Annotated in this window: 27 protein-coding genes and 2 pseudogenes; 13 read left to right on the top strand and 16 right to left on the bottom strand. The window is 52.3% G+C overall.

From position 1 onward, the window contains the following. Positions 1-82 precede the first annotated feature (82 nt). The 4 genes from hslV (at position 83) to rraA (ending at position 3,528) form a co-directional block, all read left to right on the top strand. Complete coding sequence (gene hslV, locus NA624_RS21155; RefSeq protein ID WP_000208240.1) at positions 83-613, top strand: ATP-dependent protease subunit HslV; 531 nt, start codon at positions 83-85, stop codon at positions 611-613. A gap of 9 nt (positions 614-622) precedes the next feature. After that, entirely contained in the window at positions 623-1,954 is a 1,332-nt protein-coding gene (gene hslU, locus NA624_RS21150; protein WP_001293360.1) for an HslU--HslV peptidase ATPase subunit, read from the top strand. Positions 1,955-2,020: 66 nt separating this feature from the next. Next, positions 2,021-2,950, top strand: coding sequence for a 1,4-dihydroxy-2-naphthoate polyprenyltransferase (gene menA / locus NA624_RS21145; protein WP_000139641.1), 930 nt, complete (start codon positions 2,021-2,023; stop codon positions 2,948-2,950). Between the two features lie 92 nt (positions 2,951-3,042). Beyond that, positions 3,043-3,528, top strand: coding sequence for a ribonuclease E activity regulator RraA (rraA, locus tag NA624_RS21140; RefSeq protein WP_000872918.1), 486 nt, complete (start codon positions 3,043-3,045; stop codon positions 3,526-3,528). Positions 3,529-3,749: 221 nt separating this feature from the next. On the opposite strand, the gene zapB is transcribed toward rraA, so the two are convergent. Continuing rightward, a complete protein-coding gene (gene zapB / locus NA624_RS21135; RefSeq protein WP_000051370.1) occupies positions 3,750-3,989 on the bottom strand; it encodes a septal ring assembly protein ZapB in 240 nt (79 codons plus the stop codon). Positions 3,990-4,387: 398 nt separating this feature from the next. On the opposite strand from zapB, the gene NA624_RS21130 reads away from it, so the two are divergent. The 4 genes from NA624_RS21130 to fpr all read left to right on the top strand — a co-directional run bounded on the left by NA624_RS21130 (position 4,388) and on the right by fpr (position 8,727). Next, positions 4,388-5,233, top strand: a complete 846-nt coding sequence (locus tag NA624_RS21130) for an MIP/aquaporin family protein (protein WP_000084285.1) — start codon at positions 4,388-4,390, stop codon at positions 5,231-5,233. Positions 5,234-5,253: 20 nt separating this feature from the next. Beyond that, on the top strand, positions 5,254-6,762 hold the full coding sequence (glpK, locus tag NA624_RS21125) for a glycerol kinase GlpK (protein ID WP_000136807.1): 1,509 nt from the start codon (positions 5,254-5,256) through the stop codon (positions 6,760-6,762). Positions 6,763-6,873: 111 nt separating this feature from the next. Further along, positions 6,874-7,884 (top strand): class II fructose-bisphosphatase, encoded by a 1,011-nt coding sequence (gene glpX, locus NA624_RS21120; RefSeq protein ID WP_001250624.1) that lies wholly within the window; start codon positions 6,874-6,876, stop codon positions 7,882-7,884. A 96-nt stretch (positions 7,885-7,980) separates the two neighbouring features. Further along, positions 7,981-8,727, top strand: coding sequence for a ferredoxin--NADP(+) reductase (gene fpr / locus NA624_RS21115; protein WP_000796304.1), 747 nt, complete (start codon positions 7,981-7,983; stop codon positions 8,725-8,727). Positions 8,728-8,836: 109 nt separating this feature from the next. On the opposite strand, the gene NA624_RS21110 is transcribed toward fpr, so the two are convergent. Next, a complete protein-coding gene (locus tag NA624_RS21110; RefSeq protein WP_000155237.1) occupies positions 8,837-9,265 on the bottom strand; it encodes a DUF805 domain-containing protein in 429 nt (142 codons plus the stop codon). Between the two features lie 100 nt (positions 9,266-9,365). On the opposite strand from NA624_RS21110, the gene NA624_RS21105 reads away from it, so the two are divergent. Then, positions 9,366-9,962, top strand: a complete 597-nt coding sequence (locus tag NA624_RS21105; protein ID WP_000802241.1) for a YiiQ family protein — start codon at positions 9,366-9,368, stop codon at positions 9,960-9,962. 112 nt (positions 9,963-10,074) lie between these two features. Further along, the gene (gene tpiA, locus NA624_RS21100; protein WP_001216339.1) at positions 10,075-10,842 is read left to right on the top strand and encodes a triose-phosphate isomerase; all 768 of its coding nucleotides are present in this window, start codon (positions 10,075-10,077) and stop codon (positions 10,840-10,842) included. A gap of 91 nt (positions 10,843-10,933) precedes the next feature. Here the strand turns inward: tpiA and NA624_RS21095 are convergent, their stop codons facing one another. From NA624_RS21095 to lsrA, 7 genes are all read right to left on the bottom strand, one after another. Further along, positions 10,934-11,698: an epimerase gene (locus tag NA624_RS21095; RefSeq protein WP_001088047.1), complete on the bottom strand. Its 765-nt coding sequence runs from the start codon at positions 11,696-11,698 to the stop codon at positions 10,934-10,936. 9 nt (positions 11,699-11,707) lie between these two features. Next, entirely contained in the window at positions 11,708-11,998 is a 291-nt protein-coding gene (gene lsrG / locus NA624_RS21090) for a (4S)-4-hydroxy-5-phosphonooxypentane-2,3-dione isomerase (protein ID WP_001543603.1), read from the bottom strand. Between the two features lie 82 nt (positions 11,999-12,080). Then, positions 12,081-12,956, bottom strand: a complete 876-nt coding sequence (gene lsrF / locus NA624_RS21085; protein ID WP_000774146.1) for a 3-hydroxy-5-phosphonooxypentane-2,4-dione thiolase LsrF — start codon at positions 12,954-12,956, stop codon at positions 12,081-12,083. Between the two features lie 28 nt (positions 12,957-12,984). Then, positions 12,985-14,007, bottom strand: coding sequence for an autoinducer 2 ABC transporter substrate-binding protein LsrB (gene lsrB, locus NA624_RS21080; RefSeq protein ID WP_000090737.1), 1,023 nt, complete (start codon positions 14,005-14,007; stop codon positions 12,985-12,987). A gap of 28 nt (positions 14,008-14,035) precedes the next feature. Continuing rightward, positions 14,036-15,037 (bottom strand): autoinducer 2 ABC transporter permease LsrD, encoded by a 1,002-nt coding sequence (gene lsrD / locus NA624_RS21075; RefSeq protein ID WP_000981826.1) that lies wholly within the window; start codon positions 15,035-15,037, stop codon positions 14,036-14,038. Then, positions 15,034-16,077 (bottom strand): autoinducer 2 ABC transporter permease LsrC, encoded by a 1,044-nt coding sequence (lsrC, locus tag NA624_RS21070; protein ID WP_439040291.1) that lies wholly within the window; start codon positions 16,075-16,077, stop codon positions 15,034-15,036. The genes lsrD and lsrC overlap by 4 nt, the downstream gene beginning before the upstream one ends. After that, the gene (lsrA, locus tag NA624_RS21065; protein WP_001167248.1) at positions 16,071-17,606 is read right to left on the bottom strand and encodes an autoinducer 2 ABC transporter ATP-binding protein LsrA; all 1,536 of its coding nucleotides are present in this window, start codon (positions 17,604-17,606) and stop codon (positions 16,071-16,073) included. Before lsrA ends, lsrC begins: the two co-directional genes overlap by 7 nt. A 255-nt stretch (positions 17,607-17,861) precedes the next feature. Here lsrA and lsrR point away from each other — a divergent pair, with 255 nt between their 5' ends. The 3 genes from lsrR to NA624_RS21050 all read left to right on the top strand — a co-directional run bounded on the left by lsrR (position 17,862) and on the right by NA624_RS21050 (position 20,864). Further along, on the top strand, positions 17,862-18,821 hold the full coding sequence (gene lsrR / locus NA624_RS21060; protein ID WP_001283049.1) for a transcriptional regulator LsrR: 960 nt from the start codon (positions 17,862-17,864) through the stop codon (positions 18,819-18,821). 86 nt (positions 18,822-18,907) lie between these two features. Next, positions 18,908-20,500, top strand: a complete 1,593-nt coding sequence (gene lsrK / locus NA624_RS21055) for an autoinducer-2 kinase (RefSeq protein WP_000113842.1) — start codon at positions 18,908-18,910, stop codon at positions 20,498-20,500. A 13-nt stretch (positions 20,501-20,513) separates the two neighbouring features. Further along, the gene (locus tag NA624_RS21050) at positions 20,514-20,864 is read left to right on the top strand and encodes a cupin domain-containing protein (protein WP_001173080.1); all 351 of its coding nucleotides are present in this window, start codon (positions 20,514-20,516) and stop codon (positions 20,862-20,864) included. 89 nt (positions 20,865-20,953) lie between these two features. Here NA624_RS21050 and NA624_RS21045 read toward each other — a convergent pair. The 7 genes and pseudogenes from NA624_RS21045 to NA624_RS21015 form a co-directional block, all read right to left on the bottom strand. Continuing rightward, positions 20,954-21,094 (bottom strand): annotated as a pseudogene (locus NA624_RS21045) (CDP-diacylglycerol diphosphatase); the annotation flags it as partial. Positions 21,095-21,139: 45 nt separating this feature from the next. After that, positions 21,140-21,265 (bottom strand): annotated as a pseudogene (locus tag NA624_RS21040) (hypothetical protein); the annotation flags it as partial. Positions 21,266-21,362: 97 nt separating this feature from the next. Then, positions 21,363-22,085, bottom strand: a complete 723-nt coding sequence (locus NA624_RS21035) for a GntR family transcriptional regulator (protein ID WP_001518326.1) — start codon at positions 22,083-22,085, stop codon at positions 21,363-21,365. A 62-nt stretch (positions 22,086-22,147) separates the two neighbouring features. Beyond that, positions 22,148-23,188, bottom strand: a complete 1,041-nt coding sequence (locus NA624_RS21030; protein ID WP_000557882.1) for an ADP-ribosylglycohydrolase family protein — start codon at positions 23,186-23,188, stop codon at positions 22,148-22,150. 9 nt (positions 23,189-23,197) lie between these two features. Beyond that, complete coding sequence (locus tag NA624_RS21025) at positions 23,198-24,157, bottom strand: aminoimidazole riboside kinase (protein WP_000646491.1); 960 nt, start codon at positions 24,155-24,157, stop codon at positions 23,198-23,200. 10 nt (positions 24,158-24,167) lie between these two features. Beyond that, positions 24,168-25,502 carry an MFS transporter gene (locus NA624_RS21020; RefSeq protein WP_000777310.1) on the bottom strand — a complete coding sequence of 445 codons (1,335 nt, stop codon included), beginning with the start codon at positions 25,500-25,502 and terminating at the stop codon, positions 24,168-24,170. Positions 25,503-25,766: 264 nt separating this feature from the next. Continuing rightward, positions 25,767-26,522, bottom strand: coding sequence for a CDP-diacylglycerol diphosphatase (locus tag NA624_RS21015; RefSeq protein WP_000750758.1), 756 nt, complete (start codon positions 26,520-26,522; stop codon positions 25,767-25,769). Positions 26,523-26,618: the final 96 nt, after the last annotated feature.

Raw genomic sequence — 26,618 nt, 5'->3', positions numbered from 1 at the left:
AATCTCCCCCATCTATACTTGCATTATGCCCCGTACGCCGTACGGGGCCGCAATTCAGCATTAGTAACCAAGGGGTCTGCTCGTGACAACAATAGTAAGCGTACGCCGTAACGGCCACGTGGTAATCGCCGGTGATGGTCAGGCCACACTGGGTAACACAGTAATGAAAGGCAACGTGAAGAAAGTCCGCCGCCTCTACAACGACAAGGTCATTGCGGGCTTTGCGGGCGGTACTGCGGATGCATTCACGCTGTTCGAGCTGTTTGAACGTAAACTGGAAATGCATCAGGGGCACCTGGTCAAAGCCGCCGTTGAACTGGCGAAAGACTGGCGTACCGACCGTATGCTACGCAAACTGGAAGCGTTGCTGGCCGTCGCGGATGAAACCGCCTCGCTCATCATCACGGGTAACGGCGATGTCGTGCAACCTGAAAACGATTTAATTGCTATCGGCTCCGGCGGTCCTTATGCCCAGGCTGCCGCTCGCGCTCTGTTGGAAAATACCGAGCTCGGCGCGCGCGAAATTGCTGAAAAGGCGTTGGATATTGCAGGCGATATCTGCATTTACACCAACCATTTCCACACCATTGAAGAATTGACCGCCAAAGCGTAAGGACCTCTCATGTCTGAAATGACCCCACGCGAAATTGTCAGCGAACTGAACAAACACATTATCGGCCAGGATAACGCAAAGCGTTCCGTGGCGATTGCATTGCGTAACCGCTGGCGTCGTATGCAGCTTGATGAAGAGCTGCGCCACGAAGTAACGCCGAAAAATATTCTGATGATTGGCCCGACCGGCGTCGGTAAAACCGAAATCGCCCGTCGTCTGGCAAAACTCGCCAACGCGCCGTTCATTAAAGTTGAAGCCACCAAATTCACCGAAGTGGGCTATGTCGGGAAAGAAGTGGACTCTATCATCCGCGATCTGACCGATGCCGCTGTGAAAATGGTTCGCGTACAGGCTATCGAGAAAAACCGCTATCGTGCGGAAGAGTTGGCGGAAGAACGTATTCTCGACGTACTGATCCCACCCGCAAAAAATAACTGGGGCCAGGCCGAACAGCAGCAGGAGCCTTCTGCCGCCCGTCAAACGTTCCGCAAAAAACTGCGCGAAGGCCAGCTCGACGATAAAGAGATCGAGATTAACCTCGCCGCCGCGCCGATGGGCGTAGAGATTATGGCACCTCCGGGCATGGAAGAGATGACCAGCCAGTTGCAGTCTATGTTCCAGAACCTGGGCGGTCAGAAACAGAAACCGCGTAAGCTGAAAATTAAAGACGCGATGAAACTGTTGGTTGAAGAAGAGGCTGCTAAGCTGGTCAACCCGGAAGAGCTGAAACAGGACGCTATCGACGCGGTTGAACAGCACGGCATCGTGTTTATCGATGAAATTGACAAAATTTGTAAGCGTGGCGAAACCTCCGGCCCGGATGTTTCACGCGAAGGCGTACAGCGCGACTTACTGCCGCTGGTAGAAGGCTGCACGGTTTCGACCAAACACGGGATGGTCAAAACGGATCATATTCTGTTTATCGCCTCTGGCGCGTTCCAGGTGGCGAAGCCGTCTGATCTGATCCCGGAACTGCAGGGCCGTCTGCCGATTCGCGTTGAACTTCAGGCGCTGACCACCAGCGATTTCGAACGCATTTTGACCGAGCCAAACGCCTCCGTCACCGTGCAGTATAAAGCGCTGATGGCAACTGAAGGCGTCAATATCGAGTTCACCGATTCCGGTATTAAACGTATTGCCGAAGCCGCCTGGCAGGTTAACGAAACCACCGAAAACATCGGCGCGCGCCGTCTGCATACCGTACTGGAGCGTCTGATGGAAGAGATTTCCTATAACGCCAGCGATCTGCACGGCCAAAACATCACAATTGATGCGGAATATGTGAGCAAACATCTGGATGCGCTGGTCGCAGATGAAGATCTAAGCCGTTTTATCTTATAATCGCGTCCAATGCATTTTCATCACTGTTGATGGGGCTGAAAAGCCCCATTTTTATTGGCGCTAAATATGACTGAACAACAACAAATTAGCCGCACCCAGGCCTGGCTGGAAAGCTTACGACCCAAAACCTTACCCCTCGCCTTTGCGGCGATTATCGTCGGTACGGCCCTGGCATGGTGGCAAGGCTATTTCGATCCTCTGGTCGCACTGCTGGCTCTTATCACCGCCGGGCTGCTGCAAATTTTATCCAACCTCGCCAACGATTATGGCGACGCTGTCAAAGGCAGTGATAAACCGGATCGCATCGGGCCGCTGCGGGGAATGCAAAAAGGCGTCATCACCCGGCAGGAGATGAAGCGGGCGTTAATCATTACCGTCGTGCTGATCTGTATCTCCGGACTGGCGCTGGTGGCGGTCGCGTGCCATACGTTAACCGATTTTGTCGGCTTCCTGATTTTGGGCGGGCTGTCGATTATCGCCGCCATCACCTACACCGTGGGTAATCGGCCCTACGGCTATATCGGGCTGGGTGATATCTCTGTCCTGGTATTCTTTGGCTGGCTAAGTGTCATGGGGAGCTGGTATCTCCAGGCGCATACGCTGATTCCGGCGCTAATTCTCCCGGCCACCGCCTGCGGTTTACTGGCGACGGCGGTGCTGAATATTAATAACCTGCGCGATATTAATAGCGACAGAGAGAACGGCAAAAACACCCTTGTGGTACGACTGGGCGATGTCAACGCGCGTCGTTATCACGCCTGCCTGTTGCTAGGCGCGCTGCTCTGTCTGACGCTGTTTAATCTGCTCTCGCTACACAGTCCGTGGGGATGGTTGTTTATTCTGGCCGCGCCATTGCTCATTAAACAAGCGCGCTATGTAATGCGCGAAAGGGAGCCTGCGGCAATGCGCCCGATGCTTGAACGTACCGTTAAAGGCGCGTTGTTAACCAACCTGTTATTTGTGATTGGGATACTCTTAAGTCAGTGGGCCGTTTAACTGACAAATATCAATTAACAATTGATGATTTTGCCAACAGTATACTTAGCGCGATATACTAAAAATTCTCGCAGCAACTGAACGTTAAGCCTATGAAATACGATACTTCCGAGCTTTGTGACATCTATCAGGAAGATGTCAACGTCGTGGAACCGCTGTTCTCTAATTTTGGAGGGCGGTCGTCGTTTGGCGGACAAATCATCACGGTAAAATGTTTCGAGGACAACGGGTTGCTGTACGATCTGCTCGAACAAAATGGCCGTGGTCGGGTTCTGCTGGTCGATGGCGGCGGTTCTGTCCGTCGTGCATTAGTCGATGCGGAGCTGGCGCGTCTGGCCACGCAAAATGAATGGGAAGGGCTGGTTATCTATGGCGCGGTGCGTCAGGTGGACGATCTGGAAGAGCTGGATATCGGCATTCAGGCGATCGCCGCCATTCCGGTTGGCGCCGCAGGTGAAGGCATTGGGGAAAGCGATGTGCGCGTCAATTTCGGCGGCGTGACGTTCTTCTCCGGCGATCATCTCTATGCCGACAACACCGGGATTATCCTTTCCGAAGACCCGCTTGATATCGAGTGATCAAAAAAGGCGCCGTAAGGCGCCTTTTTTATGCGTTGTCGCTGATTGCCGGATGGCAGCTTACGCCTTATCCGGCCCACCGGTATCCGCATTCTAAATCCTCTATAGATTTCGCGTCAGGGCAAGGCGGCAAGTAAGTGAATCCCCAGGAGCATAGGCCACTATGTGACTGGGGTGAACGCACGCAGCCAACGCCGCCATAACGTGAAATATGACGAGGATTAGACTTCTTCCATACGACCAAGCAGCGCCTGCAAACGTTCCTGCCAGCCGCTCTGCTGTTCCTTCAGAGAATTATTTTCACGCTCGAGTTCTTCACGCTGATGCTGTGCAGACTGCACTTCCTGCGTCAGGCTGTTGTTCTTTTCTTTCAGCTCTTCAATTTCCATCTGTAACAGGGTGATGGTGTCAATCGCCTGCTGTACTTTTGCTTCCAGTTTCTCAAACACTTCTAAAGACATGATCTTACCTCTCCTGAATTGCAAGGCGACGCTTCACGTAAACGCGCACAATATATAGTGTCGATTGTATGAAGCCCCGCTCTCGCTGTCCAGCGACATACCGCGTAGATCGCGGTTTGCAGCAATTTTCATCCATCTCCTGGTAACATTCATTCAATAACTTAAAAGTGTTAACATATTGGTTAATGAAATGATTCAATTCACTCTCTTCTGCTGTCTCAAAATGCGCCTCATGGCGCGATAACGCTCATTTTATTGACGCAGTACACACATTTTGATTTCGATATTTCTCGTTTTTGCTCGTTAACGATAAATTAACAGTGTGCCTACAGGGCATCGTGGATGTCCATGACCTCCTCGCATACCAATAATCATTACATACTCTTCAGGATCCGATTATGAGTCAAACATCAACCTTAAAAGGCCAGTGCATTGCTGAATTCCTCGGTACCGGGTTGTTGATTTTTTTCGGTGTGGGTTGTGTCGCTGCGCTTAAAGTTGCCGGAGCTACTTTTGGACAGTGGGAAATCAGCGTCATCTGGGGTCTGGGGGTAGCGATGGCTATCTACCTGACGGCAGGTGTTTCTGGCGCACACCTGAACCCGGCAGTGACCATCGCACTCTGGCTATTTGCCTGTTTCGACAAACGTAAAGTTGTTCCTTTTATTATTTCTCAAGTTGCCGGCGCCTTTTGCGCAGCGGCGTTAGTTTACGGGCTTTATTACAATCTTTTTGTGGACTTCGAACAAACCCACCATATCGTCCGTGGCAGCGTTGAAAGTCTCGATCTCGCAGGCATTTTCTCAACTTACCCGAATCCTCATATCAATTTTGTGCAGGCCTTCGCGGTTGAAATGGTGATTACCGCTATTCTGATGGGGCTGATTCTGGCGCTGACCGACGACGGTAACGGCGTACCTCGCGGTCCGCTTGCGCCACTGCTCATTGGTTTACTGATCGCCGTTATCGGTGCCTCTATGGGGCCGTTGACCGGGTTTGCGATGAATCCGGCGCGTGACTTTGGCCCCAAAATGTTCGCCGGGCTTGCCGGTTGGGGTGAAATTGCATTTACTGGCGGTAGAGACATTCCTTACTTCCTGGTGCCGCTGTTTGGCCCCATCGTCGGCGCCATTCTGGGCGCGTTTGCTTATCGCAAATTTATTGGCCGTCATTTGCCGTGCGATACCTGCGTCGTGGAAGAGAAGGACTCCACCGCGACCACACAACAAAATGCTTCGCTGTAATCTGATTACGGGACAAAATTATGACTGAAAAAAAATATATCGTTGCGCTCGACCAGGGTACCACCAGCTCCCGCGCGGTCGTTATGGATCATGACGCGAATATCGTCAGCGTATCACAGCGTGAATTTGAGCAAATTTATCCTAAGCCAGGCTGGGTAGAACACGACCCGATGGAAATTTGGGCGTCCCAAAGCTCAACGCTGGTAGAAGTGCTGGCTAAGGCCGATATCAGTTCCGATCAGATTGCCGCTATCGGTATCACCAACCAACGTGAAACCGCGATCGTCTGGGAACGTGAAACCGGCAAACCGATATACAACGCTATTGTCTGGCAGTGCCGTCGTACCGCCGATATTTGCGAACAGCTTAAACGCGACGGCCTGGAAGATTACATCCGCGACAATACCGGTCTGGTCGTCGACCCGTACTTCTCTGGCACTAAAGTGAAATGGATCCTTGACCATGTGGAAGGTTCGCGCGAACGCGCGAAGCGTGGCGAGCTGCTGTTCGGTACGGTGGATACCTGGCTTATCTGGAAGATGACGCAGGGCCGCGTCCACGTTACGGATTACACCAACGCCTCACGAACCATGCTGTTCAACATCCATGATTTGGACTGGGACGATAAGATGCTGGACGTGTTGGATATCCCACGCGCGATGCTGCCCCAGGTACGTAAGTCCTCCGAAGTCTACGGCCAGACCAATATTGGCGGTAAAGGCGGTACACGTATTCCTATCGCCGGGATTGCCGGGGATCAGCAGGCCGCGCTATTCGGCCAACTGTGCGTAAAGGAAGGAATGGCAAAGAATACCTACGGCACCGGCTGCTTTATGCTGATGAACACCGGCGAGAAAGCGGTAAAATCGGAAAACGGCCTGCTGACCACCATCGCCTGCGGCCCAAGCGGCGAAGTCAACTATGCGCTGGAAGGCGCGGTGTTTATGGCGGGAGCGTCCATTCAATGGCTGCGTGATGAAATGAAGCTCATCAGCGACGCGTTCGACTCCGAATATTTCGCCACGAAAGTGAAAGATACCAACGGCGTCTACGTGGTTCCGGCCTTCACCGGTCTGGGCGCGCCGTACTGGGACCCGTATGCCCGCGGCGCCATTTTTGGCCTGACTCGCGGCGTGAACGCTAATCACATTATCCGCGCGACGCTCGAATCTATCGCTTACCAGACCCGCGACGTACTGGAAGCGATGCAGGCCGACTCCGGTATCCGCCTGCATGCTTTGCGTGTGGACGGCGGCGCAGTGGCCAACAACTTCCTGATGCAGTTCCAGTCAGATATTCTCGGCACGCGGGTGGAACGCCCGGAAGTGCGCGAAGTGACCGCGCTGGGCGCCGCCTATCTGGCTGGTCTGGCCGTCGGTTACTGGCAGAACCTGGACGAGTTGCAGGAAAAAGCCGTCATTGAACGAGAATTCCGCCCCGGCATTGAAACCACCGAGCGTAACTACCGTTACAGCGGCTGGAAGAAAGCAGTTAAACGCGCAATGGCGTGGGAAGAGCACGACAAGTAAGGTCGCCATCCGGCAAAATCTTTGTGCGGGGGCAACTCCGCACACACATCAATTATTCCCTCCTTCCCCTGTGCTACACTGCGCGCCACTCCTTTTTGCTACGAGTTTGTTATGAGACGAGAACTTGCCATCGAATTTTCCCGTGTGACCGAAGCGGCGGCGCTGGCTGGCTACAAATGGCTGGGACGCGGCGATAAAAATACCGCGGACGGCGCGGCGGTCAACGCCATGCGTATCATGCTCAACCAGGTCAACATTGACGGCACCATCGTGATTGGCGAAGGCGAAATCGACGAGGCCCCGATGCTCTATATCGGCGAGAAAGTCGGTACCGGCCACGGCGATGCGGTAGATATCGCCGTCGATCCGATTGAGGGCACGCGCATGACGGCGATGGGTCAGGCGAACGCGCTGGCGGTGCTGGCGGTCGGCGATAAAGGCTGCTTCCTGAACGCGCCCGATATGTATATGGAAAAACTGATTGTCGGTCCGGGCGCCAAAGGGGCGATCGATCTCAATCTGCCGCTGGCGGATAACCTGCGCAACATCGCGGATGCGCTGGGTAAACCGCTTGGCGATCTGACCGTGACCATTCTGGCAAAACCGCGTCATGACGAGGTCATCGCAGAGATGGCCAAACTGGGCGTACGCGTGTTTGCCATTCCTGACGGCGACGTCGCGGCCTCAATTCTGACCTGTATGCCGGATAGCGAAGTCGACGTGCTGTACGGGATTGGCGGCGCACCAGAAGGCGTGGTATCCGCAGCGGTGATCCGCGCGCTGGACGGCGATATGCAGGGGCGTCTGCTGGCGCGCCATGACGTGAAAGGCGACAGCGAAGAAAACCGCCGCATTGGCGAACAGGAACTGGCGCGCTGCAAAGCAATGGGCATTGAAGCGGGCAAGGCGTTATGCCTGGGCGACATGGCGCGTAGCGATAATGTTATTTTCTCCGCGACCGGCATCACGAAAGGCGATCTACTGGAAGGAATTAGCCGGAAAGGCCATATTGCCACGACGGAAACGCTGCTGATCCGCGGCAAATCACGCACCATCCGCCGCATTCAGTCGATCCACTATCTTGATCGTAAAGATCCGGATGTGCAGGCGCATATCCTCTAGCGCATTTGTTAGTTAGAGCCTTCCAGCCTCGCGGGGCTGGAAATCTTTCTCCTGACGAACGAAGATAAGGTTAGCGATTCAGAACAGGAGAAAACCATGGCCGATTGGGTAACAGGTAAAGTCACTAAGGTGCAAAACTGGACTGACGCACTGTTCAGCCTGACCGTTCACGCCCCCATTAATCCTTTTACTGCAGGCCAATTTACCAAACTCGGACTGGAGATCGATGGCGAGCGCGTTCAGCGCGCGTATTCCTATGTGAATGCGCCTGACAATCCGAATTTAGAGTTTTATCTGGTGACGGTGCCGCAAGGAAAGCTCAGCCCGCGGCTGGCGGCGCTAAAACCTGGCGATGAGGTGCAAGTGGTCAGCGACGCGTCGGGTTTCTTTGTACTGGATGAAGTGCCTGACTGCGAGACGCTATGGATGCTGGCAACCGGAACCGCTATTGGCCCGTATTTGTCTATTCTGCAATATGGCCAGGATGTCGCGCGCTTTAAAAATCTGGTCTTAGTCCACGCCGCACGCTTCGCCGCCGATTTAAGCTATCTGCCGCTAATGCTGGAACTACAACAGCGTTATGAAGGCAAGCTGCGCATCCAAACGGTGGTCAGCCGGGAGAGCGTGCCAGGCTCGCTCACCGGACGCGTGCCAGCGCTCATTGAAAACGGCGAGCTGGAAAAAGCCGTTGGATTACCGATGGATAAAGAGACCAGCCACGTCATGCTGTGCGGGAACCCGCAGATGGTGCGCGATACGCAGCAACTGCTGAAAGAGACCCGACAGATGACTAAACATCTGCGCCGCCGACCGGGGCAGATGACGGCTGAACATTACTGGTGATGTTTTACCGAATAGCGGCTGGGGCTTATCCGGCCTCCTGCAAATCATCACCAATCTGTGGGCCCGGTAAGCGTCAGCGCCACCGGGCAAATTACGGTTTACCGCCCGTTTACGGTTCTGCTTTAAACTTCACGTCCTGTGTCGCTTTCCCAAACTTATTTTCCCCCTGAACACCGACAAACGCGCCCAGATCGATAAGCATCATCACCAGGATCAGCGTCGGAATAAATCGCCCGACGACCCACTGCCACATCCCCGGCAGCATCACCCAGTTTCCGGCCAGCAGCATCCACGCCAGAATCATCAGCAACGCCCACGCGCCGGAACGTCCCCGGTCATGCAGACGTTTGACCATGACGGCGGCGGTCGGCCACAGCAGGCACACCAGGCAAAATGCCGCCGTTTGGATATCAAGCAGGTTTTTCCCCGCCAGCGAAAATAGCGCCAGCATCCCGGCAAACCAGAGGCCGATCCAAATCCAGAAATCACGGCGTCCGATACGCCCTTTAAATGAGAATAACCATTGCTGTATGGTCATGTAAGTTCCTTATATTTTGCCTTCCGCTACAGTTTACCCTTTTGACAAGCCCGACAGTTATCGTTTTAATCGTGAGCAGTCCTAACGAAAGGTAAGATTGATGAAGCCAGGATGTACTCTGTTTTTACTGTTGTTTTCTGCTCTCACCGCCAGCATAACGGCGCACGCGCAGCTCTCTTCATCGACCACGACAGCGCCCTATCTGCTGGCGGGCTCGCCAACCTTTGATCTTTCTATTAGCCAGTTTCGTGAGAACTTTAACCGCCAGAATCCCGATCTGCCGCTCAATGAATTTCGCGCCATTGAGAATAGCCGCGATAAGGCGAATCTGACCCGCGCCGCCAGTAAGATTAACGAAAATCTGTATGCCTCCACGGCGCTGGAGCGCGGTACGCTCAAAGTGAAAAGTATGCAGATTACCTGGCTGCCCATTCAGGGGCCGGAACAGAAAGCGGCGAAAGCGAAAGCGCTGGAATATATGGCCGCCATTATTCGCACTGTCGCCCCGTTGCTGACAAAAGAGCAAAGCCAGAAAAAACTGCAAAAGATGCTTATCGCCGGTAAAGGTAAACACTATTACGCCGAGACCGAAGGCGCAGTACGTTATGTTGTCGCAGATAACGGCGAAAAGGGGCTGACCTTCGCGGTTGAACCGATTAAGCTGGCGTTATCTGAAAATCTGGAAGGGGCGAATTGATGACAAAAAGCAAAGCCTTTCCGGGGATGAATCTCTATACTGTTTCACAGACCATGCTGCTCTGACGAGCGGCCATCTTCCTTAATTCGCTGACTAAGCGTGGAGAAATGAAATGCGACATCCTTTAGTGATGGGTAACTGGAAACTGAACGGCAGCCGCCACATGGTAAACGAACTGGTGGCTAACCTGCGTAAAGAACTGACGGGCGTAGCAGGCTGCGACGTGGCAATCGCTCCGCCGGAAATGTATATCGATCTGGCGAAACGCGCTGCTGCCGGCAGCCACATCATGCTGGGCGCGCAGAACGTTGATCTGAATCTGTCTGGCGCATTCACCGGTGAAACTTCGGCTGAAATGCTGAAGGATATCGGCGCGCAGTACATTATTATCGGCCACTCCGAGCGTCGTACTTATCACAAAGAATCTGACGAGCTGATCGCCAAAAAATTCGCCGTACTGAAAGAACAAGGTCTGACGCCGGTACTGTGCATCGGTGAAACCGAAGCGGAAAACGAAGCGGGCAAAACAGAAGAAGTGTGCGCACGCCAAATCGACGCGGTACTGAAAACGCAGGGCGCGGCAGCCTTTGAAGGCGCGGTTATCGCTTATGAACCCGTATGGGCGATCGGTACCGGCAAATCTGCAACTCCTGCGCAGGCGCAGGCAGTGCACAAATTCATCCGTGACCACATTGCTAAAGCTGACGCGAAAATCGCTGAACAGGTTATTATCCAGTACGGCGGTTCTGTTAATGCCTCCAACGCAGCCGAACTGTTCGCGCAGCCGGACATCGACGGCGCACTGGTAGGCGGCGCTTCTCTGAAAGCTGACGCCTTCGCCGTGATCGTGAAAGCAGCAGAAGCTGCTAAACAGGCTTAATTGCCAATCAATGTCTGATGGCGCTGCGCTTATCAGGCCTACCAGCCGAGTGCTTATGTAGGCCTGATAAGGTAAAGCCGCCATCCGGCATTTATGCTGTGGAGGGTAAGAAAGTAGTATCCCCGGCAACCTTAAACATCGCCCTCCAGCTCCGCGTATTCTCAGCCAGCCGATCATCACGAAATAACGCACTACCAGAAACAACACGATCGATGCCCTGTGCAATCAACGAAGGCAATTGATCCTGCGTTAACGACCCATCAATAACGATAATTTTACCTTCGCGTTTATCACCAAGTAGACAGAGAAGCTGCGCCACGCGCTCGTGCAAATCACTGGAGCGCATTTTACTGCCGTATCCAGGGTTCACTGCCAGTAGTTGAATAACCTCAACGTCGCTCAGAATAGGGATAATGACATCCAGAGGCGTTGCCGGGCATAAACTAATCCCCCGAATCACCGGCATTTCACCGCCAATAACGGGCACGGTCTGCTGACCAAGCCAGCTTAGCGTATGATGCAGATGAATATCGCCTTCAGCCTGAAGCGTGATGCAGTGTGCGCCCGCCTTCACGCAGGCTTGCGCCGCCGTCCATTGATCCGCTACCATCAAATGAACATCTTTGATAAAGGTTTGCGGCAGTTGTCCAACTGCCCATGGCCCAACGGTAAACTGCGGGCAAAATTGACCGTCCATCAAATCCAAATGCAACAGCGGCTGGTTTAGCGCTTCCAACTGCTGCAGATAGCGATGCAACGCAATCCACTGCCCTGCCAGAATACCCACACTAAGCGGATATGACGCTAACAATGCCACACATGCTTCGCGCGTTAATCCGGCAAACTGGCTGTTCATGAGCGCTCCTTAAGGCATCAAACCCATAAAAACTTTTTTTGTCCGCGGACCGGTCATTAACGGTTCAAGCTGCTCCACGCAAGTTTTGTAGTGTGGCGTTGTCTTGTGAAAAGCGACGGCCTGTTCATCAACGTAGGCTTCATAAATATAAAATCGCGTAGGCACCTGCGGATCCTGCAGAACATCAAAACGCAAGTTACCCGGCTCTTTAATTGAACCCAGATGATTCTGCCGAAAAACATCGATAAATTGTTCAACCTTGTCATCATGAACGTTAATTTCAACCAGCGTAACGTGCATCATTACCCCCCTGATTATTCCAAATAAAATAACAGTCATCCCCATCTCCTCGCATCGGTAAAAGATGGGGAAGCGATCTCATTTAACCTTTCTCACTCAAAAAAAGCTCATAAGCACGCTCTGCTGTTTCGTTATGATGAACGACAGCATGTACCGCTTTAATCATGGCTACCGGATCTTCTGACTGGAATATATTACGCCCCATATCTACGCCAGAAGCCCCCTGGTCAATCGCCTGATAGCACATTTCCAATGCTTCACGTTCAGGCAGTTTTTTACCGCCGGCGATGACAATCGGCACCGGACAACCTGCCGCAATACGCTCAAAACCTTTATCGACATAATACGTTTTGATAATTTGCGCCCCCATTTCCGCAGCGATACGCGTTGCCAGTGAAAAATAACGCTGGTCGCGAGCCATATCTTTACCCACCCCGGTCACTGCCATTATTGGCATCCCGACGCGTAACCCGGCATCAATCAGTTGAATAATATTTTTAATCGACTGATGTTCATGCTCACTACCAATATAAACCTGTGCGGCAGCAGCACAGCTATTCAACCGCACGGCGTCATCCATCGCCACCGCAACCGCCTCATTGCTTAATTCAGTGAGAATAGAATTCGCCCCGGACGCACGTAAAACGACTGGTTTATTGATTGCCGGAGGTACCACACTGCGTAATATGCCGCGAGTACACATTAAGACATCAGCATATTCAAAGAGCGGCGCAATATTGATATCAATACGCTCAAGTCCGGTTGTCGGCCCCTGGAAATATCCATGGTCAAAGGCCAGCATGACCGTTTTTCTGGTTTTGGGATTAAAAATCCTCGCCAGTCTGGACTGCATTCCCCAATCCAGCGCGCCACAGCCTTTTAATGCGAACAAAGTGTTAGTTTGTGGTTTATCGGTGTGAAAATCTTTGCCATCTTTAATATCATCTAAATCAGCCATTCTTTACTCCGTCGATACATAACAGTTATCAGAAATCATATTTGTCGATATTGTCTTTGTTGAAAATGACACGCTCCGGCAATAACACAATGCCGTTACCTTTTGCCTCATAGTGATATCCCTGCTCACTATTAGGTGAAACGGTGACTTTGCCGATGCCGGGAATATCCAGTGAATCACCGACATTCATTGGCATATTTTTCAGCAACGCGTTGGCGACATATACGGAAATTTTTCCCTGTTGGACGACATCCCACAGGCCAAACTCTTTAACAGTGCCGCGCTGAACATAAGGGCGCATTACATTCGGCGTACTAAAACCAACAATCGCGAGATTATTGCGTTTAAGGTTCTCCGCCGCCTGTGCCGCAGCAGGTAAAGCGTTAGCGTCAGGCGCGATGATGGCATCCAGATCGGGATACGCTTTGATGATACCTTCCGCCGTCTGGAGCGATTTCGTGGCATCGTTATAGCCAAACTGGGTAGTGACTATCTCCCACCCCGGATGTTCCTGACTAATTTTGGCTTTAGCTTCTTTCACCCACTGGTTCTGGTCGGTCACCGTTGGGCTGGAATAGAAGAAAGCGACTTTCGCTTTCTCTTTGTCCACCTGATGAGCGGCCATCTCTACCAGCATGCTGCCGAGCTGTTTTGGCGTCCCTTGATTGATATAGTAAGAACGGCACTCCGGCTTGGTATCGGAATCCCAGGTTAATATTTTCACGCCTCTTTGCATTGCCCGCTTCAACGCCGGGCACAGGCCATCAGGCGAAACGGCAGAAACGATAATGGCGTCATACCCCTGATTGACAAAGTTATTCACCAGTTGAACCTGGCCTGAGACGCTGGGCTCTGTAGGGCCATCGTAAGTTACGTCAATGCCCAGCGCTTTTCCCGCTTCCTGCGCGCCATTGCCGCCGCTGGTAAAAAAGCCCACGCCAACCAGTTTGGGAATAAAAGCAATCCGCTCTGCCGCCTGCACGGTCATTGCCGCAGATGCCAGACCAAACGCAGTGAGTAAGGCGATCATTTTAATGCTGTGTCTTGCCATTTTTTTCTCCATAAATTTCAAAAGGAAATCATGCCTGATGCGCATTGCGACGGCGTGAGTACCATTCAAGGATTTGGTGACGATGCAAACTGACGGAACGACCAACGACAACAACAATGAGAAGCGCACCGGACAATGCGCTGGAAATTTGATTTGGCACTCCGGCCATCTGTAGCCCCTGCTGTAAAAATCCCACCAGCAGCGCCGCCAACGCGGACCCCATAATCGACCCGGAGCCGCCATAAATATTGGCGCCTCCCAGCACAACCGCCGTAATGGCCGGCATCAGGAAAGAGGCGCCCAGATCCGAACGTGCGGAGCCAAAGTAAGAAACCAGTAATACGGCGGCGATCGCGGAGGCGCATCCGGTCATGGCATACACGGTATACAACGTGCGATTCACCGGGATCGCGCTGTACTGCGCGACACGGGCGCTCTGGCCAATCAGAAAAACGTTGCGTCCCATATGCGTACGATGCATGAGCAGCCAGAAAAACAGACAGCACACAAGAAAAAAAATAAGCGGCATGGGAATACCAAGAAATGAAATATTGGCAAAGTCAGTGAACGCTGTGGGAAATCCACCAATACCTTCATAACCCGTGGCGCCAGCCATACCAGATAACAATAATGCGCTACCACCAAATAAATACATGGTTCCCAGGGTAATCACCAACGGGTTTACGCCGGTATAAATAATAAGTCCGGCATTTATCAGCCCACATATTGCGCCGAGTAGTAGGGTAATAATAATCGCTAAAGGTAGCGGCATACCGAGCTGAAACAGCACACCCAGGGTAATCGCACATAGCCCGATTGTAGAACCAAATGAAATATCCATACCACCGCTGACAATAACCATTGTTAGCGGCAAAGCGACAATACCGATACAAATAAAATCGCTAGTGCTAAAAAGTAAGACATTAATATCTAATAAACGTGGATTAATCAGACCGAAAGCCAGAATTTCAAAGATCAATAAGGCTGCCAGCGCAATTTCCCAGCTATAGCGTCGCCATGGATTCATCATGCCACCTCTTTGTTTTTATTCTGTTGTGCGTGCGTTTTTGCTTCCGCCAGTAGTGGAGTGGGTGGTGATATAAAACGGGCATATTTCTGGCGGCGCAGATTGCGTTGTAATGCGCAACGCAGCCGCCCATCGAATACCAGTACGCCCAACAATACCAGGCCAGCAATAAAATCGTTCCACCAGGCGGGGATGCGCAGCAGCACTAACACACTATCGATTTGCGTAAGAAAATAAGCGCCGAGAATAGCGCCGATGACCGTGCCTGACCCGCCTAACAGGCTAATTCCCCCCAATACGCAGGCCGCGATGGCTTTCATTTCCAGCCCCGTGCCGGTTTGATTGGGAATGAAGCCAATCTGCGAGGCAAACACGATTCCAGCCAATGCCGCCATACCGCCATTAAGTGAAAATGCCATGATGCGTACCATCTCGGTACGGACACCCAATTGCCGGGCGCCCTGCAGGTTATCGCCGGTGGCGTAAAAATTGCGGCCAAAGGCGGTTTTCGCCAGGAGCCAGGCCATAAGCAGCGCTAACACCAGGGTAAACCAGCCGATTGCGGAAATTCCCAGAAACACCGGAGCAGAGAGTTGCTTTAAGCCTGCGGGTAATCCTTCAATCCATTTCCCCCCTGTCCATAGCAGCATGATCCCACGATACAAGCCCAGCGTTCCCAGCGTGGCGACAATGGCGGGTATCTTCAACCAGGCAACCAGTACGCCATTAAAAAATCCGGCGACAATTCCTAATATTAGTGTGGCCAGGCAGGCGACCGGCAGGCTATAGCCGGCGTTTAACATCACTCCCAGCAATACCGCGCACATGCCTGTCGTCGAGCCCACCGATACATCAATATTGCGGGTGAGCATTACCATCGTCGCGCCAATCGCCAACAGCATCAAAATTTGCGCGCTACTGAAAACCATTGTCAGCGTTTGCACGCTCAAATACTGGCTATCCAGCGCGCCAGGAAACACGAATAAACAGACTATTGCCAGCAGCGCCGTCGCTTCCCGGTTATTTTGGATGAATTTCAACATGTTGCCTCCGACGCACCATGTTCGCCAAACGCAACGTGCATGATGGTATCAACGTTAATTTCCTCGCCGCATAACGCAGGCCCCCCCAGTTCCCCCTGGTGCATGACATATACGCGATCGGCCATCTGCTCTATCTCTTCCAGATCGGAGGAAATAAACAGCACCGCGACATTTTGTTGCGCGATACTGCGCAACAGCTGATAAATATCGCTGCGGGCGGAGACATCGACACCGCGGGTCGGTTCATCGACAATCAGTAATTGCGGAGAGGCCTCCAGGCATTTGGCAATCAATACTTTTTGCTGGTTACCGCCGGATAAAGTACGCGCCGCCTGTTCGGCATTATTGAGTTTGATATTTAACGCGCGGTGGTAACGTTCAAGGGTGGCGTTATCCCGCTGGGGCTTTATCCAAAATCCTTTTTGGTTGTGGGTCAGCGAACAGACATTCCATGCCAGGGATGCGTCAAGATACAGCCCGGATGACTGCCGATCTTCCGGCAAATAGACCAGGCCGAGCTGCAACCGCTGTTGGGTTGTCAGGGCGTTAATTTCTTCACCATTGAACAGCATCCGCCCCGCATTGACCGGTCTAATACCGTACAGCGTTTCAGCCAGTTCTGTGCGTCCCGCGCCGACCAACCCGGCCAGACCAAGTATTTCGCCTGCCCGCACCTCAAGGTTGATATTCATAAAACCTTCGCCCGTCAGCGACTCCAGCGCTAATACCGTCGCGCCGCGTTCGTTCTGCGGGCGGCTGCCAGGCAATTCCAGCCACAACTTTTGATTCGCGGAAAGACTGACGCCCTGCGTTGCCGGGGTGATAGCTTGAATAATCTCGTCGGTAGAAAGGTCATGCGTTTTTCCGAATAATGCGATTTTACCGTCACGCATCACGCTAACGCAGTGAGCTAACTGTCTAATTTCTGGTAGCTTATGAGAAATAAATACAATTCCGACACCCTTTTTCAGCAACTCTTGCAGACGCGTAAATAACCGGTCAGTTTCGGCTGGCGTTAACGACGCCGTGGGCTCATCAAGAATTAAGATTCGCGAGTCGCGCATCAAGCCGCGCATAATTTCAACGATCTGGCGGTCTGCAACATCAAGCGTACCCGCAGCGCTCGCCGGATCGAGTTGGCATCCCATCGCCTTTAATAGCTGCTGCATTTTTTCCGTGGAGGCCTGGCGTCCCTGCAAGCCAAACAAGATATTTTCCCGCACAGATAAACTCGGAAATAACAGAGGCTCCTGGGGAACCAGGTAAATGCCATACTGGTGCGCCTTCAGAGGCGTTAAATGACTGCAACGCACACCAGCAATATCGATAGTCCCTCCATCTGGCGGGACTATACCGGCAATAATCTTCATTAATGTTGATTTACCCGCACCATTGCCGCCAAGCAATGCGTGCACCTCTCCCGCATGCAGAGTAAAGTCAATTCCCTTTAGTACTTCGACGCCGGAATAACTTTTATAAATGTTCTGCACACAAATCAGAGGGGATGCAGTATTGTGACTGATTTGCATGTTGCCTCCGCTCCCTCAATGTTGACTGACGGGACTGAACAAATGTTTTTTGAAAAAGAAATTGTTCAAAACGGTAGTAGTTATTTGGTCAAAAAACTCTCATCCAGATCACGTTTTCTGAATAAATGAATTTTTAGATGATAAATGTTCAGATTTGACGCGTTTTTGTGGCGTTAATCACGGTTATTTCGGAGTGATAACTGAACAATTGTGTTAATGATTTAGAAATGTTCAAAGTAAAGCCAGGTTATGACAATGAGCGATAATACGTTGGTATCTGATTATGGAATGTGCGAAGAAGAGCAGGTGGCGCGTATTGCCTGGTTCTACTATCACGATGGATTGACGCAGAGTGAAATCAGCGAGCGTCTGGGGCTAACCCGGCTAAAGGTTTCTCGTCTGCTGGAGAAAGGGCATCAGTCCGGTATTATTCGCGTACAAATCAACTCCCGCTTCGAAGGGTGTCTTGAGTATGAAAATGCCTTGCGCAACCACTTCGCATTGCAGAATATCCGCGTGCTGCCGGCATTACCCGATGCCGATATTGGTCTGCGCTTAGGAATCGGCGCCGCCCATATGTTGATGGAGTCTCTGCGGCCACAGCAACTGCTGGCCGTCGGCTTTGGCGAAGCCACGATGACCACATTAAAACGCCTCAGCGGATTTATCTCGGCGCAACAAATCCGACTGGTCACGTTATCCGGCGGCGTGGGGCCGTATATGACCGGAATAGGCCAGCTTGATGCCGCTTGTAGCGTAAGTATTATGCCCGCGCCGCTGCGCGCATCATCGCAGGAAATTGCCTGCACGCTGCGCAATGAAAATAGCGTGCGGGATGTGATGCTCACAGCGCAAGCTGCCGATGCCGCCATCGTGGGGATTGGGGCAATTAACCAGAAAGATCAAGCCAGTATCTTAAAATCCGGCTATATCACTCAGGGTGAACAACTCATGATTGGCCGCAAAGGCGCAGTAGGCGATATTCTGGGCTATTTTTTTGATGCTCATGGCGAAATTATTCCAGACATCAAAATCCATAACGAATTAATTGGCCTGAAGTTAAATTCACTTTCCACGATCCCAACCGTGATTGGCGTCGCCGGCGGCGAACAAAAAGCAGAAGCTATTATTGCCGCTATGCGCGGTAACTATATCAATGCGCTGGTTACCGATCAGAAAACCGCAGGGAAAATAATTCAACTTATTGAAAAATAAAAAATAAAACAACACTTACCTCAATTCAATAAACAATAACTGACAGGATTTTATGTAACGATGTAAAAATAGCCGAGGATAAAAAAATGGCTCGACGCTGTACCCATACTGAATCAGGACATTACCTGATGGCTCTTGACGCCGGTACCGGTAGCGTCAGAGCAGTAATTTTTGATCTACAAGGAAAGCAAATAGCTGTCGGTCAAGCGGAATGGCAGCATCTGGCCGTGCCGGATGTGCCTGGTTCGATGGAGTTTGATCTTGCCAAAAACTGGCAACTGGCTTGCCAGTGTATTCGTCAGGCACTACAGAAAGCCGCCATTCCTGCAACGGCTATCGCTGCCGTATCGGCCTGTTCGATGCGTGAAGGCATTGTTATTTATGACAGTAACGGCGAACCAATTTGGGCCTGCGCTAATGTTGACGCCCGCGCGGCGCACGAAGTCAGTGAATTAAAAGAGCTGCACGATAACACCTTTGAGGAGGAAGTTTATCGTTGCTCCGGGCAAACGCTGGCGCTCAGCGCTATTCCGCGTCTGCTCTGGCTTGCCCACCATCGTCCGGATATTTATCATCGCGCGTCAACCGTCACTATGATCAGCGACTGGATGGCCTTTATGCTCAGCGGCGAACTGGCGGTCGATCCCTCCAACGCAGGCACGACGGGGTTATTGGATCTGGTGACCCGCAACTGGAAACGTAGCCTGTTACAGATGGCGGGCCTGCGTTCTGACATTCTCTCGCCGGTAAAAGAAACCGGGACGCTGCTCGGTCACATTTCACAGAAAGCGGCTGAACAGTGCGACCTGCAAGCGGGTACGCCGGTCATCGTTGGCGGCGGCGATGTGCAGTTAGGCTGTCTGGGGCTGGGCGTCGTACGCCCGGCGCAAACGGCCGTGCTGGGCGGAACCTTCTGGCAACAGGTCGTCAATCTTCCCACGCCGGTCACCGACCCAAACATGAACGTTCGCATCAATCCTCATGTGATCCCCGGTATGGTACAAACCGAGTCTATTAGCTTTTTTACTGGGTTAACGATGCGTTGGTTCCGCGACGCCTTTTGCGCCGAGGAAAAACTAATCGCTGAAAGGTTAGGTATTGATGCGTATTCCCTGCTGGAAGATATGGCCAGCCGGGTTCCTCCCGGCGCGCACGGTGTGATGCCCATCTTCTCTGACGTTATGCGTTTTAAACGCTGGTACCATGCCGCGCCGTCGTTTATCAATCTGTCTATCGATCCTGAAAAGTGTAATAAAGCGACCCTATTTCGCGCGCTGGAAGAGAATGCCGCCATTGTTTCCGCCTGCAATTTACAGCAAATTGCCGCATTTTCCGGCGTACAGGCCGACTCGCTGGTTTTTGCCGGCGGAGGATCTAAAGGCAAATTATGGAGCCAAATCCTTGCCGACGTTACGGGACTCACCGTTCACGTACCTGTCGTCAAAGAAGCTACCGCGCTAGGGTGCGCTATTGCCGCAGGCGTTGGCGTGGGTATCTGGCCATCGCTGGCGGAAACGGGAGAAAAGCTAGTGCGCTGGGATCGGGAGCATAAACCTAATCCTGAAAATTTCGCTGTCTATCAGCAGGCCAGAGAAAAATGGCAGGCCGTTTATCAGGATCAACGCGCGCTGGTCGATGGTGGCTTAACGACATCCCTCTGGAAAGCGCCAGGCCTGTAACAGGAGAATAAGCATGCAAAAAACGAATGAGAAGAATCATGAATACCGCTTTGGCGATAATGGCCCTAAATACTTAATCCGTGGGCCGGGCTGCGATATGGGCGTCGTCATACTACAACCAGGGCAGTCATTCCCTAACCATCGCCATAATACCGCTTGTGAGATTTTTTATACCCTAAGCGGTGAAGTGTGCCTGTATCTGGAAGGAACACCTCATATCCTGCAAACTGGAGATGTTTTACAGTGCGAACCTGGGGAGGCGCATTATCTCATTAATAACGGCGATAAACCCTGGAAAGGCGTGTTTATTAAATCGCCGCATCTGGAAAATGACAGCCACCCCGCGGATCCACCGGCCTGGTAACGCCTGCGCCATCGCCAGATTTTGCCGGATAGCGCCACGAGAGCCTTGTCCGGCCTCCAAACGGCATTCGTTAATGCAATATCAAGCTGTCATTTGATGACCTGTTGGTTCAAGATATCACACTGATGATCCTGAATTTCCTCGGCAGAAGCGCGATTGAAGATCAGTAAATTACGCTCGGTCGCCAGCAGGACAAAAGAGCCATCGCTTTGGCGTATCACCGCCAGCGCGATACATCACAGCATCCCCGCCCGCGCAGGAACTTTCCCTGGTCCCATCGCCACAGCAAAAAATAGCAGTACGGTCATAAACTCCGGCAGTAGCGAAGTCGCCCACAGAAGGATAGTAACGCCAACGATGATGAAAGGGAGGAACAGAGGATGGGACAACCAGAGCGACATACCTGTCTCCTGACGATTTTTTCAGCAAGAATACGACGGACAGTCAGGCAGGTAAACGCCAGATATAATGGGGTTATCGCAGGATTAAGCGGACAGATCAGTGATAATGAATTTCACCAAAGTATTCAGACAGCACGTAATAGCGGCAATACTCAAAAGGGCTGTCCTTCCCGGCCTGAAACGTCTGTCTGGCGACAGATAACAGCGGTTTATTGGCGGCGATTTGCAATTTTTCGCACAGGTCAGCGGAAGGTAAAATCGCCTCAACTTTTTCTATCGCCGAGTCGCTTGTGACGTTTAATAACGAATAAAGCGACGTATGCTCCAGCGCCTGCGGTGTGAGTTGCAGATCGGGAAAGAAGCTAAGATCGAGATAAATTTTCTCATGGTTAAATGGACGGTTATTCAGGCAACGAATACGCGAAATATAGAGATAGTGATGCTGTGCGGGCAGGCTCAAGCCGTCTGCCTGAGCGTCGCGCGCGCGGCGCGGCGCGATTTCCAGAATACGGTTCTCAATCGCCACGCTGGCGTCCTGGAGATCGCGGGTAATACCGCGAAACGTGTGACCATAGCTCACGCCTTCCGGTACGGAGCACACCACAGAACCACTCCCGCGCTGCGACGAAATAATGCCCGCATTGATCAGTTCGCTCCAGGCCTGTTTAACCACAATCAGCGAAACGTTATAAGCCCTGGCGACCTCTTTTTGCGTCGGCAACTGGCTGCCTAAAGGCAAAGACCCGTTCTGGATCTGCTGACAGATGATAAAAAATAGTTGCTTATAAAGCGGAGTAAAGCTCGTTTTATCAACCTGCAAGCTGCGCACCTCACGTCTTCGCCAGCAGGGGACGTTTTACCGTCCCCGGCAGGGTGAATTCGCTACCCTGCGATTTGCCTGGCCAGTTCTGCCAAATCGAAATGATTCATACGATCCAAAGTCGTTAAATAATCGGCGGGAAAAGCCTCCACGCCATGGAATGCGCCGGAAATCGCCCCAACCATGGTGGCGACAGTATCAGTATCATTGCCGATATTAACGCCGGAGATAATAGCATCTACGGCAGAATTCGGACAACACGCGAACAGGCCAAAGGCCGCCGGCACCGCTTCACTCACGTGCAGCCCGGAGCCAATAATATCAGCAAGTTCCACCACCGCCGTTTCCCAATGGCGATGACGTTTACCGATATCTACGGCCAGCTCAATGCGTCGGGCAACGGAAGGACCTGCCACCATCATCGCACCTTGCTCCTGCGCCAGCAGATAGCCTCTTTGCGCACCGTAAATACCGGCGGCAATAATGCTGTCTGCGTTGGTCTGCGCTCTTAACGCCTCGCTGGTTGCCGCCGCCATCGCCGCTGCGCCGGACATCGCCAGCACGTTATTATGGGTAAAGCGGCAAATCTGCAGCGCGCAGTCAATCGCCGCGTCAATATCACCCGGATGCAGCACCGCCGCTGGCCAAATCTTCATGGCGGCGCCGTTCGTTGCCTCCGCGTTACCCTTATTAATAATCTGTACCGACTGTTTCTCGCCTTCCAGCTCACCCTGTAAAGAGGCACGGTTATCATTGAATATTGCCTTCATTGCCGCACGCGTCGTCGGGCCGGTAAAGTTGGCGTAGTACGGGTAATCCAGCCACTGCTGAAAAGCCTCGCGCATCGCCTCGTCGCTGACCTGGCGTTGATGGCGCAGCAGCGCGTCCATAATGTACTTCGCCTGAATAAAATCATCCGTGCACATCCCTGCTTCGTTGCAGCGGCCAAACGTGTCCGCAGGCGGTTTTTGAAAGGTCGTCACCCAGCCGCCAAAATAGTCTTTTATTTGCTGCTGGGTGCGTACTTCCGTCGCGGCTCCCATCGCGTCCGCGGCGGCGGCACCCACCAGGCATCCCAGTATTTTGTTTTGATCAACGTGCATGATGACTCCTTATTTCACGGTCATGGCTTGCGCCAGCGAATGGCTGGACAGAAAAGTGTTTAGCTGGTCGGGAAACGGCAGAGCGGTCATTGCGCCTTTTGCCGTCACCGCCATAGCGCCGCAGGCATTGGCATTGCTGATGGCTTCCGCCAGCAGGGCATGATCCCAGCAATTTGCGCGGGAAAGGGTGAACAGCAGGCCGCCGACAAAAGCATCGCCTGCCCCGGTGGTATCGACGACATCGACGCGCGGTGCGGGAAAATGGAGCTCCCCCTCGGCGGTAATCAACAGCGCGCCATCGGCCCCCAGCGAAATGATGGTGGTGTCGCAGCCCAGATCGCGCAGGTAATAACGCGCATCCTGCCAGTGGCTGGCGCCGCTGAGCTGGCACAGCTCATCTGCCGAGACTTTACAGATAGAAGCCAGCGCGGTGGAGCGGGCGATCAGCTCAGGGATTTCATCGGTATTGCGCCACATTTTGCTGCGCAGATTGACGTCAAACAGTACGTAACCACCCGCTTCACGCATTCTTCTCGCTCCCTCAAGACATGCTTCGCGAGCGGGCCTGTCGGTGAGGCCAATTGAGCTGAAGTAAAACCATTCGTGCTGCCTGAACGGCGGCAGGTCCTGCGGCGAGACGTAGGTATCGGCACCCGGATGCACCAGATAGGTAAAGCTGCGCTCCCCATCAGCCGTCAGGTTGACGATCAGCACCGCGCTGGTCAGGTCCGCATCCAGCCGCAGCGAAGAGACATCCACGCCGTTATCCTGGAAAACCTGGCGCAGGAAGCGGCCGGCGTCATCGTCGCCAAGACAACCGATAAAACCGCACTCCCCGCCCAGCCTGGCAACGCATACCCCCACGTTCGCCGACGCTCCGCCGGGGCATTTCAGATAGCTGTTCTGTTTTTCCGGCACCAGATCAACGGAAGCATCGCCGATAACCCAAACCTTATTCATGGCCTTCATTTGCGCCTCCTTATGCCTGTTTCTGCGCCAGGGCAAGCTGAATATCTCGATAATATTCATTATTAATCAGATACTTTTTCATAAGCAGCCCAACCGCAAGGTGGAACAGAGCCGGAATGAGCGTCATCATCAGCGCAATACCGGTGAGCGAACGTGCGGTCTGTTCAACATCGGCCTGATAGCCAAAGTGGCTCAGCAGGAATCCGAGTATCCCGCCCGCGATCCCCATCCCAAACTTCTGGAAGAAGAGGATGCCGCCAAACGCCAACCCGGAAACGCGCAGGCCGGTTTTCTTTTCTCCGTAATCCACCGCTTCGGCGATAGAGGACCAGAACACCGGCATTTGCATATCGCAGAAGAAATTAATAAGAAAATAGAACGCAAACGCCAGGACAAGATTTTCACGCCCGACGGAGAAATACATCAGCGCGCTCAGGATAAAGGTAATAATCTGGGTGTAGCGGAACATCTTAATTTTGTCCCAGAACTTGGTTATCCAGGTGGTGGCGATCATCGCTAAAATTGAAGCGATGACGCCGGTAGTCAGGAAGGGTGAAATCAGGCTATCTCCGCCGTTCAGATAATACTTAGCGTAATAAGCGGCAACGGAACCGCGAATAACATAACCGCACATCAGCAGCAGAATAACAACGCCGAGAATAATCCACTGATCGTTACGTAACAGATATTTAAACTGTTTCCCCACCGATAGCGAGGTAATTTCCGGCTCGCTGCGTTCACGCGTGGTAAGAAAACAGAAGATAAACAGCAGGGCGCCCATCGCCCCCATCAGCCCCATCGAAAACTGATAGCCCAGCGCCTTGTTGCCCTGCCCCAGCCAGACGGCAAGCATCGGTACGACGATAGTCACCAGGAAAGCGGCAATCTTGGTCATCACAAAACGATAACCGTTGGCGCTTAACCGTTCGACGGGGTCGCTGGTAATCACGCCAATCATCGAAATATAGGGAATGGTGATCGCGGTATAGACCAGGGTCATAAGAATATAGGTGCCATAGGCCCATGCCAGCTTGGCCATATAAGCCATATCAGGCGTAATAAACATCAAATAAACGGCGAAGCCAAAAGGAATGGCAAACCACAGCAGCCACGGGCGGTAACGCCCCCAGCGCGTGTTCAGTTTATCGGTCAGAACCCCCATGGCCGGATCGATAATGGCATCAATCATCCGCACAACCACAAACAGTACGCCAACATCAGCGGCGCTCAGGCCGTAGATATCGGTATAGAAATAGGCGAGGAGCAGCTGCATGGCGATAATCACAACGTTTATCGCCATATCTCCCGCGCCGAAGCCGATTTTTTCCACGATAGAAAGTTTCATGTTGATATTCCTTTACGCTTAACAGCGCAAATCTGGTGAACAATTAATGATGTCACTACATGAAATAAAAACGTTTTTATATATAAGCCATCCGCCAGACAATCTATGGAGGCTATGAAGAGAGTGTAACTAACCACAAAAAGATATAAAGGTATACCTTTATATCTTTTGATCGGTTTCACATATTTTTATAGACACGATCTTACCCCAGTTTTAAACCGGGATAAGAATCAATAAGATAATGAGCAGAGGGTGGAACGAAAATCAGCGGGAAGACAAAATGGCGCAACTATGGTCCTGAATCTCTTCCGCCGATGCGCGATTAAGCGTCAGCAGGTTACGCTCGGTCGCCAGCAGGACAAAAGAGCCATCGCTTTGGCGTACCACCGCCAGCCCATAGCGTCCCATATGATCGCGCGCTTCCGGCACCTCTTCCGCCAACATCATAAACGGACTACGCTGCGCCAGTTCGCTCTCGGTTACCCGGCGCGCCAGGTATTCATGCCCCATCAGGTCGCCCGGTAGCGGAAGCCAGCGAGTGCTGATGCGCGTGAGATCGTTATCCAGTTGTTCCCGAACGTCAGGACGGATGCAAGAAATATGGATATGCAAATGGTCCTGTGAACGACCAAGCCGCGAATTAATCGCCAGCGAGACTGCGCTATCCGGAATATCATGCCCGTATTTTTTACTCATATAGCCGCGAGCCTGCCAGGCCAGCCAGAAAAAGTTGGGCGTAGCGGGTTCCAGCAATAGCGGGCTTTCTGTACCGTTGATACGGTAGGTGGGCATCAATAAATATTGCAACGGACCGTGACGATCTTTAAAGACGACATAGCCGGCGCGAGGTTTGACTTCCGCGCAAGGCGCTGGATTTTGATGCTGTAACTGATCGGGCAGGCATTGTTCAAGCACGATTTCCCGTAATGCATCAGGATTGCCGGAAAATTTCCAGTAACCGACGCCCGCCGCGGCAACAATCACTATCACCGCCAGTAAAAAGTAACCTGTTTTTTTCATGTTATGCGTTCCCTGTGACCCATAGACGGGGAAGAGTAACGCAAAATTGTGGCAAAGAAAAAACCCGGTAACATAATACGTTACCGGGTTTATAAA

Origin of the sequence: Salmonella sp. NW38 (assembly GCF_051807745.1) — a bacterium.
Lineage (GTDB): Bacteria > Pseudomonadota > Gammaproteobacteria > Enterobacterales > Enterobacteriaceae > Salmonella > Salmonella enterica.
The sequence above is the reverse complement of the archived record's forward strand: the minus strand, read 5'-3'. Positions and strand labels throughout refer to the sequence as shown.

Bases quoted from the DNA above. Each gene is read 5' to 3' on its own strand.
- hslU (WP_001293360.1), top strand. From the start codon at position 623: ATGTCTGAAATGACCCCACGCGAAATTGTCAGCGAACTGAACAAACAC.
- menA (WP_000139641.1), top strand. From the start codon at position 2,021: ATGACTGAACAACAACAAATTAGCCGCACCCAGGCCTGGCTGGAAAGC.
- rraA (WP_000872918.1), top strand. From the start codon at position 3,043: ATGAAATACGATACTTCCGAGCTTTGTGACATCTATCAGGAAGATGTC.
- zapB (WP_000051370.1), bottom strand. From the start codon at position 3,989: ATGTCTTTAGAAGTGTTTGAGAAACTGGAAGCAAAAGTACAGCAGGCG.
- NA624_RS21130 (WP_000084285.1), top strand. From the start codon at position 4,388: ATGAGTCAAACATCAACCTTAAAAGGCCAGTGCATTGCTGAATTCCTC.
- glpK (WP_000136807.1), top strand. From the start codon at position 5,254: ATGACTGAAAAAAAATATATCGTTGCGCTCGACCAGGGTACCACCAGC.
- glpX (WP_001250624.1), top strand. From the start codon at position 6,874: ATGAGACGAGAACTTGCCATCGAATTTTCCCGTGTGACCGAAGCGGCG.
- fpr (WP_000796304.1), top strand. From the start codon at position 7,981: ATGGCCGATTGGGTAACAGGTAAAGTCACTAAGGTGCAAAACTGGACT.
- NA624_RS21110 (WP_000155237.1), bottom strand. From the start codon at position 9,265: ATGACCATACAGCAATGGTTATTCTCATTTAAAGGGCGTATCGGACGC.
- NA624_RS21105 (WP_000802241.1), top strand. From the start codon at position 9,366: ATGAAGCCAGGATGTACTCTGTTTTTACTGTTGTTTTCTGCTCTCACC.
- tpiA (WP_001216339.1), top strand. From the start codon at position 10,075: ATGCGACATCCTTTAGTGATGGGTAACTGGAAACTGAACGGCAGCCGC.
- NA624_RS21095 (WP_001088047.1), bottom strand. From the start codon at position 11,698: ATGAACAGCCAGTTTGCCGGATTAACGCGCGAAGCATGTGTGGCATTG.
- lsrG (WP_001543603.1), bottom strand. From the start codon at position 11,998: ATGCACGTTACGCTGGTTGAAATTAACGTTCATGATGACAAGGTTGAA.
- lsrF (WP_000774146.1), bottom strand. From the start codon at position 12,956: ATGGCTGATTTAGATGATATTAAAGATGGCAAAGATTTTCACACCGAT.
- lsrB (WP_000090737.1), bottom strand. From the start codon at position 14,007: ATGGCAAGACACAGCATTAAAATGATCGCCTTACTCACTGCGTTTGGT.
- lsrD (WP_000981826.1), bottom strand. From the start codon at position 15,037: ATGATGAATCCATGGCGACGCTATAGCTGGGAAATTGCGCTGGCAGCC.
- lsrC (WP_439040291.1), bottom strand. From the start codon at position 16,077: ATGTTGAAATTCATCCAAAATAACCGGGAAGCGACGGCGCTGCTGGCA.
- lsrA (WP_001167248.1), bottom strand. From the start codon at position 17,606: ATGCAAATCAGTCACAATACTGCATCCCCTCTGATTTGTGTGCAGAAC.
- lsrR (WP_001283049.1), top strand. From the start codon at position 17,862: ATGAGCGATAATACGTTGGTATCTGATTATGGAATGTGCGAAGAAGAG.
- lsrK (WP_000113842.1), top strand. From the start codon at position 18,908: ATGGCTCGACGCTGTACCCATACTGAATCAGGACATTACCTGATGGCT.
- NA624_RS21050 (WP_001173080.1), top strand. From the start codon at position 20,514: ATGCAAAAAACGAATGAGAAGAATCATGAATACCGCTTTGGCGATAAT.
- NA624_RS21030 (WP_000557882.1), bottom strand. From the start codon at position 23,188: ATGCACGTTGATCAAAACAAAATACTGGGATGCCTGGTGGGTGCCGCC.
- NA624_RS21025 (WP_000646491.1), bottom strand. From the start codon at position 24,157: ATGAAGGCCATGAATAAGGTTTGGGTTATCGGCGATGCTTCCGTTGAT.
- NA624_RS21020 (WP_000777310.1), bottom strand. From the start codon at position 25,502: ATGAAACTTTCTATCGTGGAAAAAATCGGCTTCGGCGCGGGAGATATG.
- NA624_RS21015 (WP_000750758.1), bottom strand. From the start codon at position 26,522: ATGAAAAAAACAGGTTACTTTTTACTGGCGGTGATAGTGATTGTTGCC.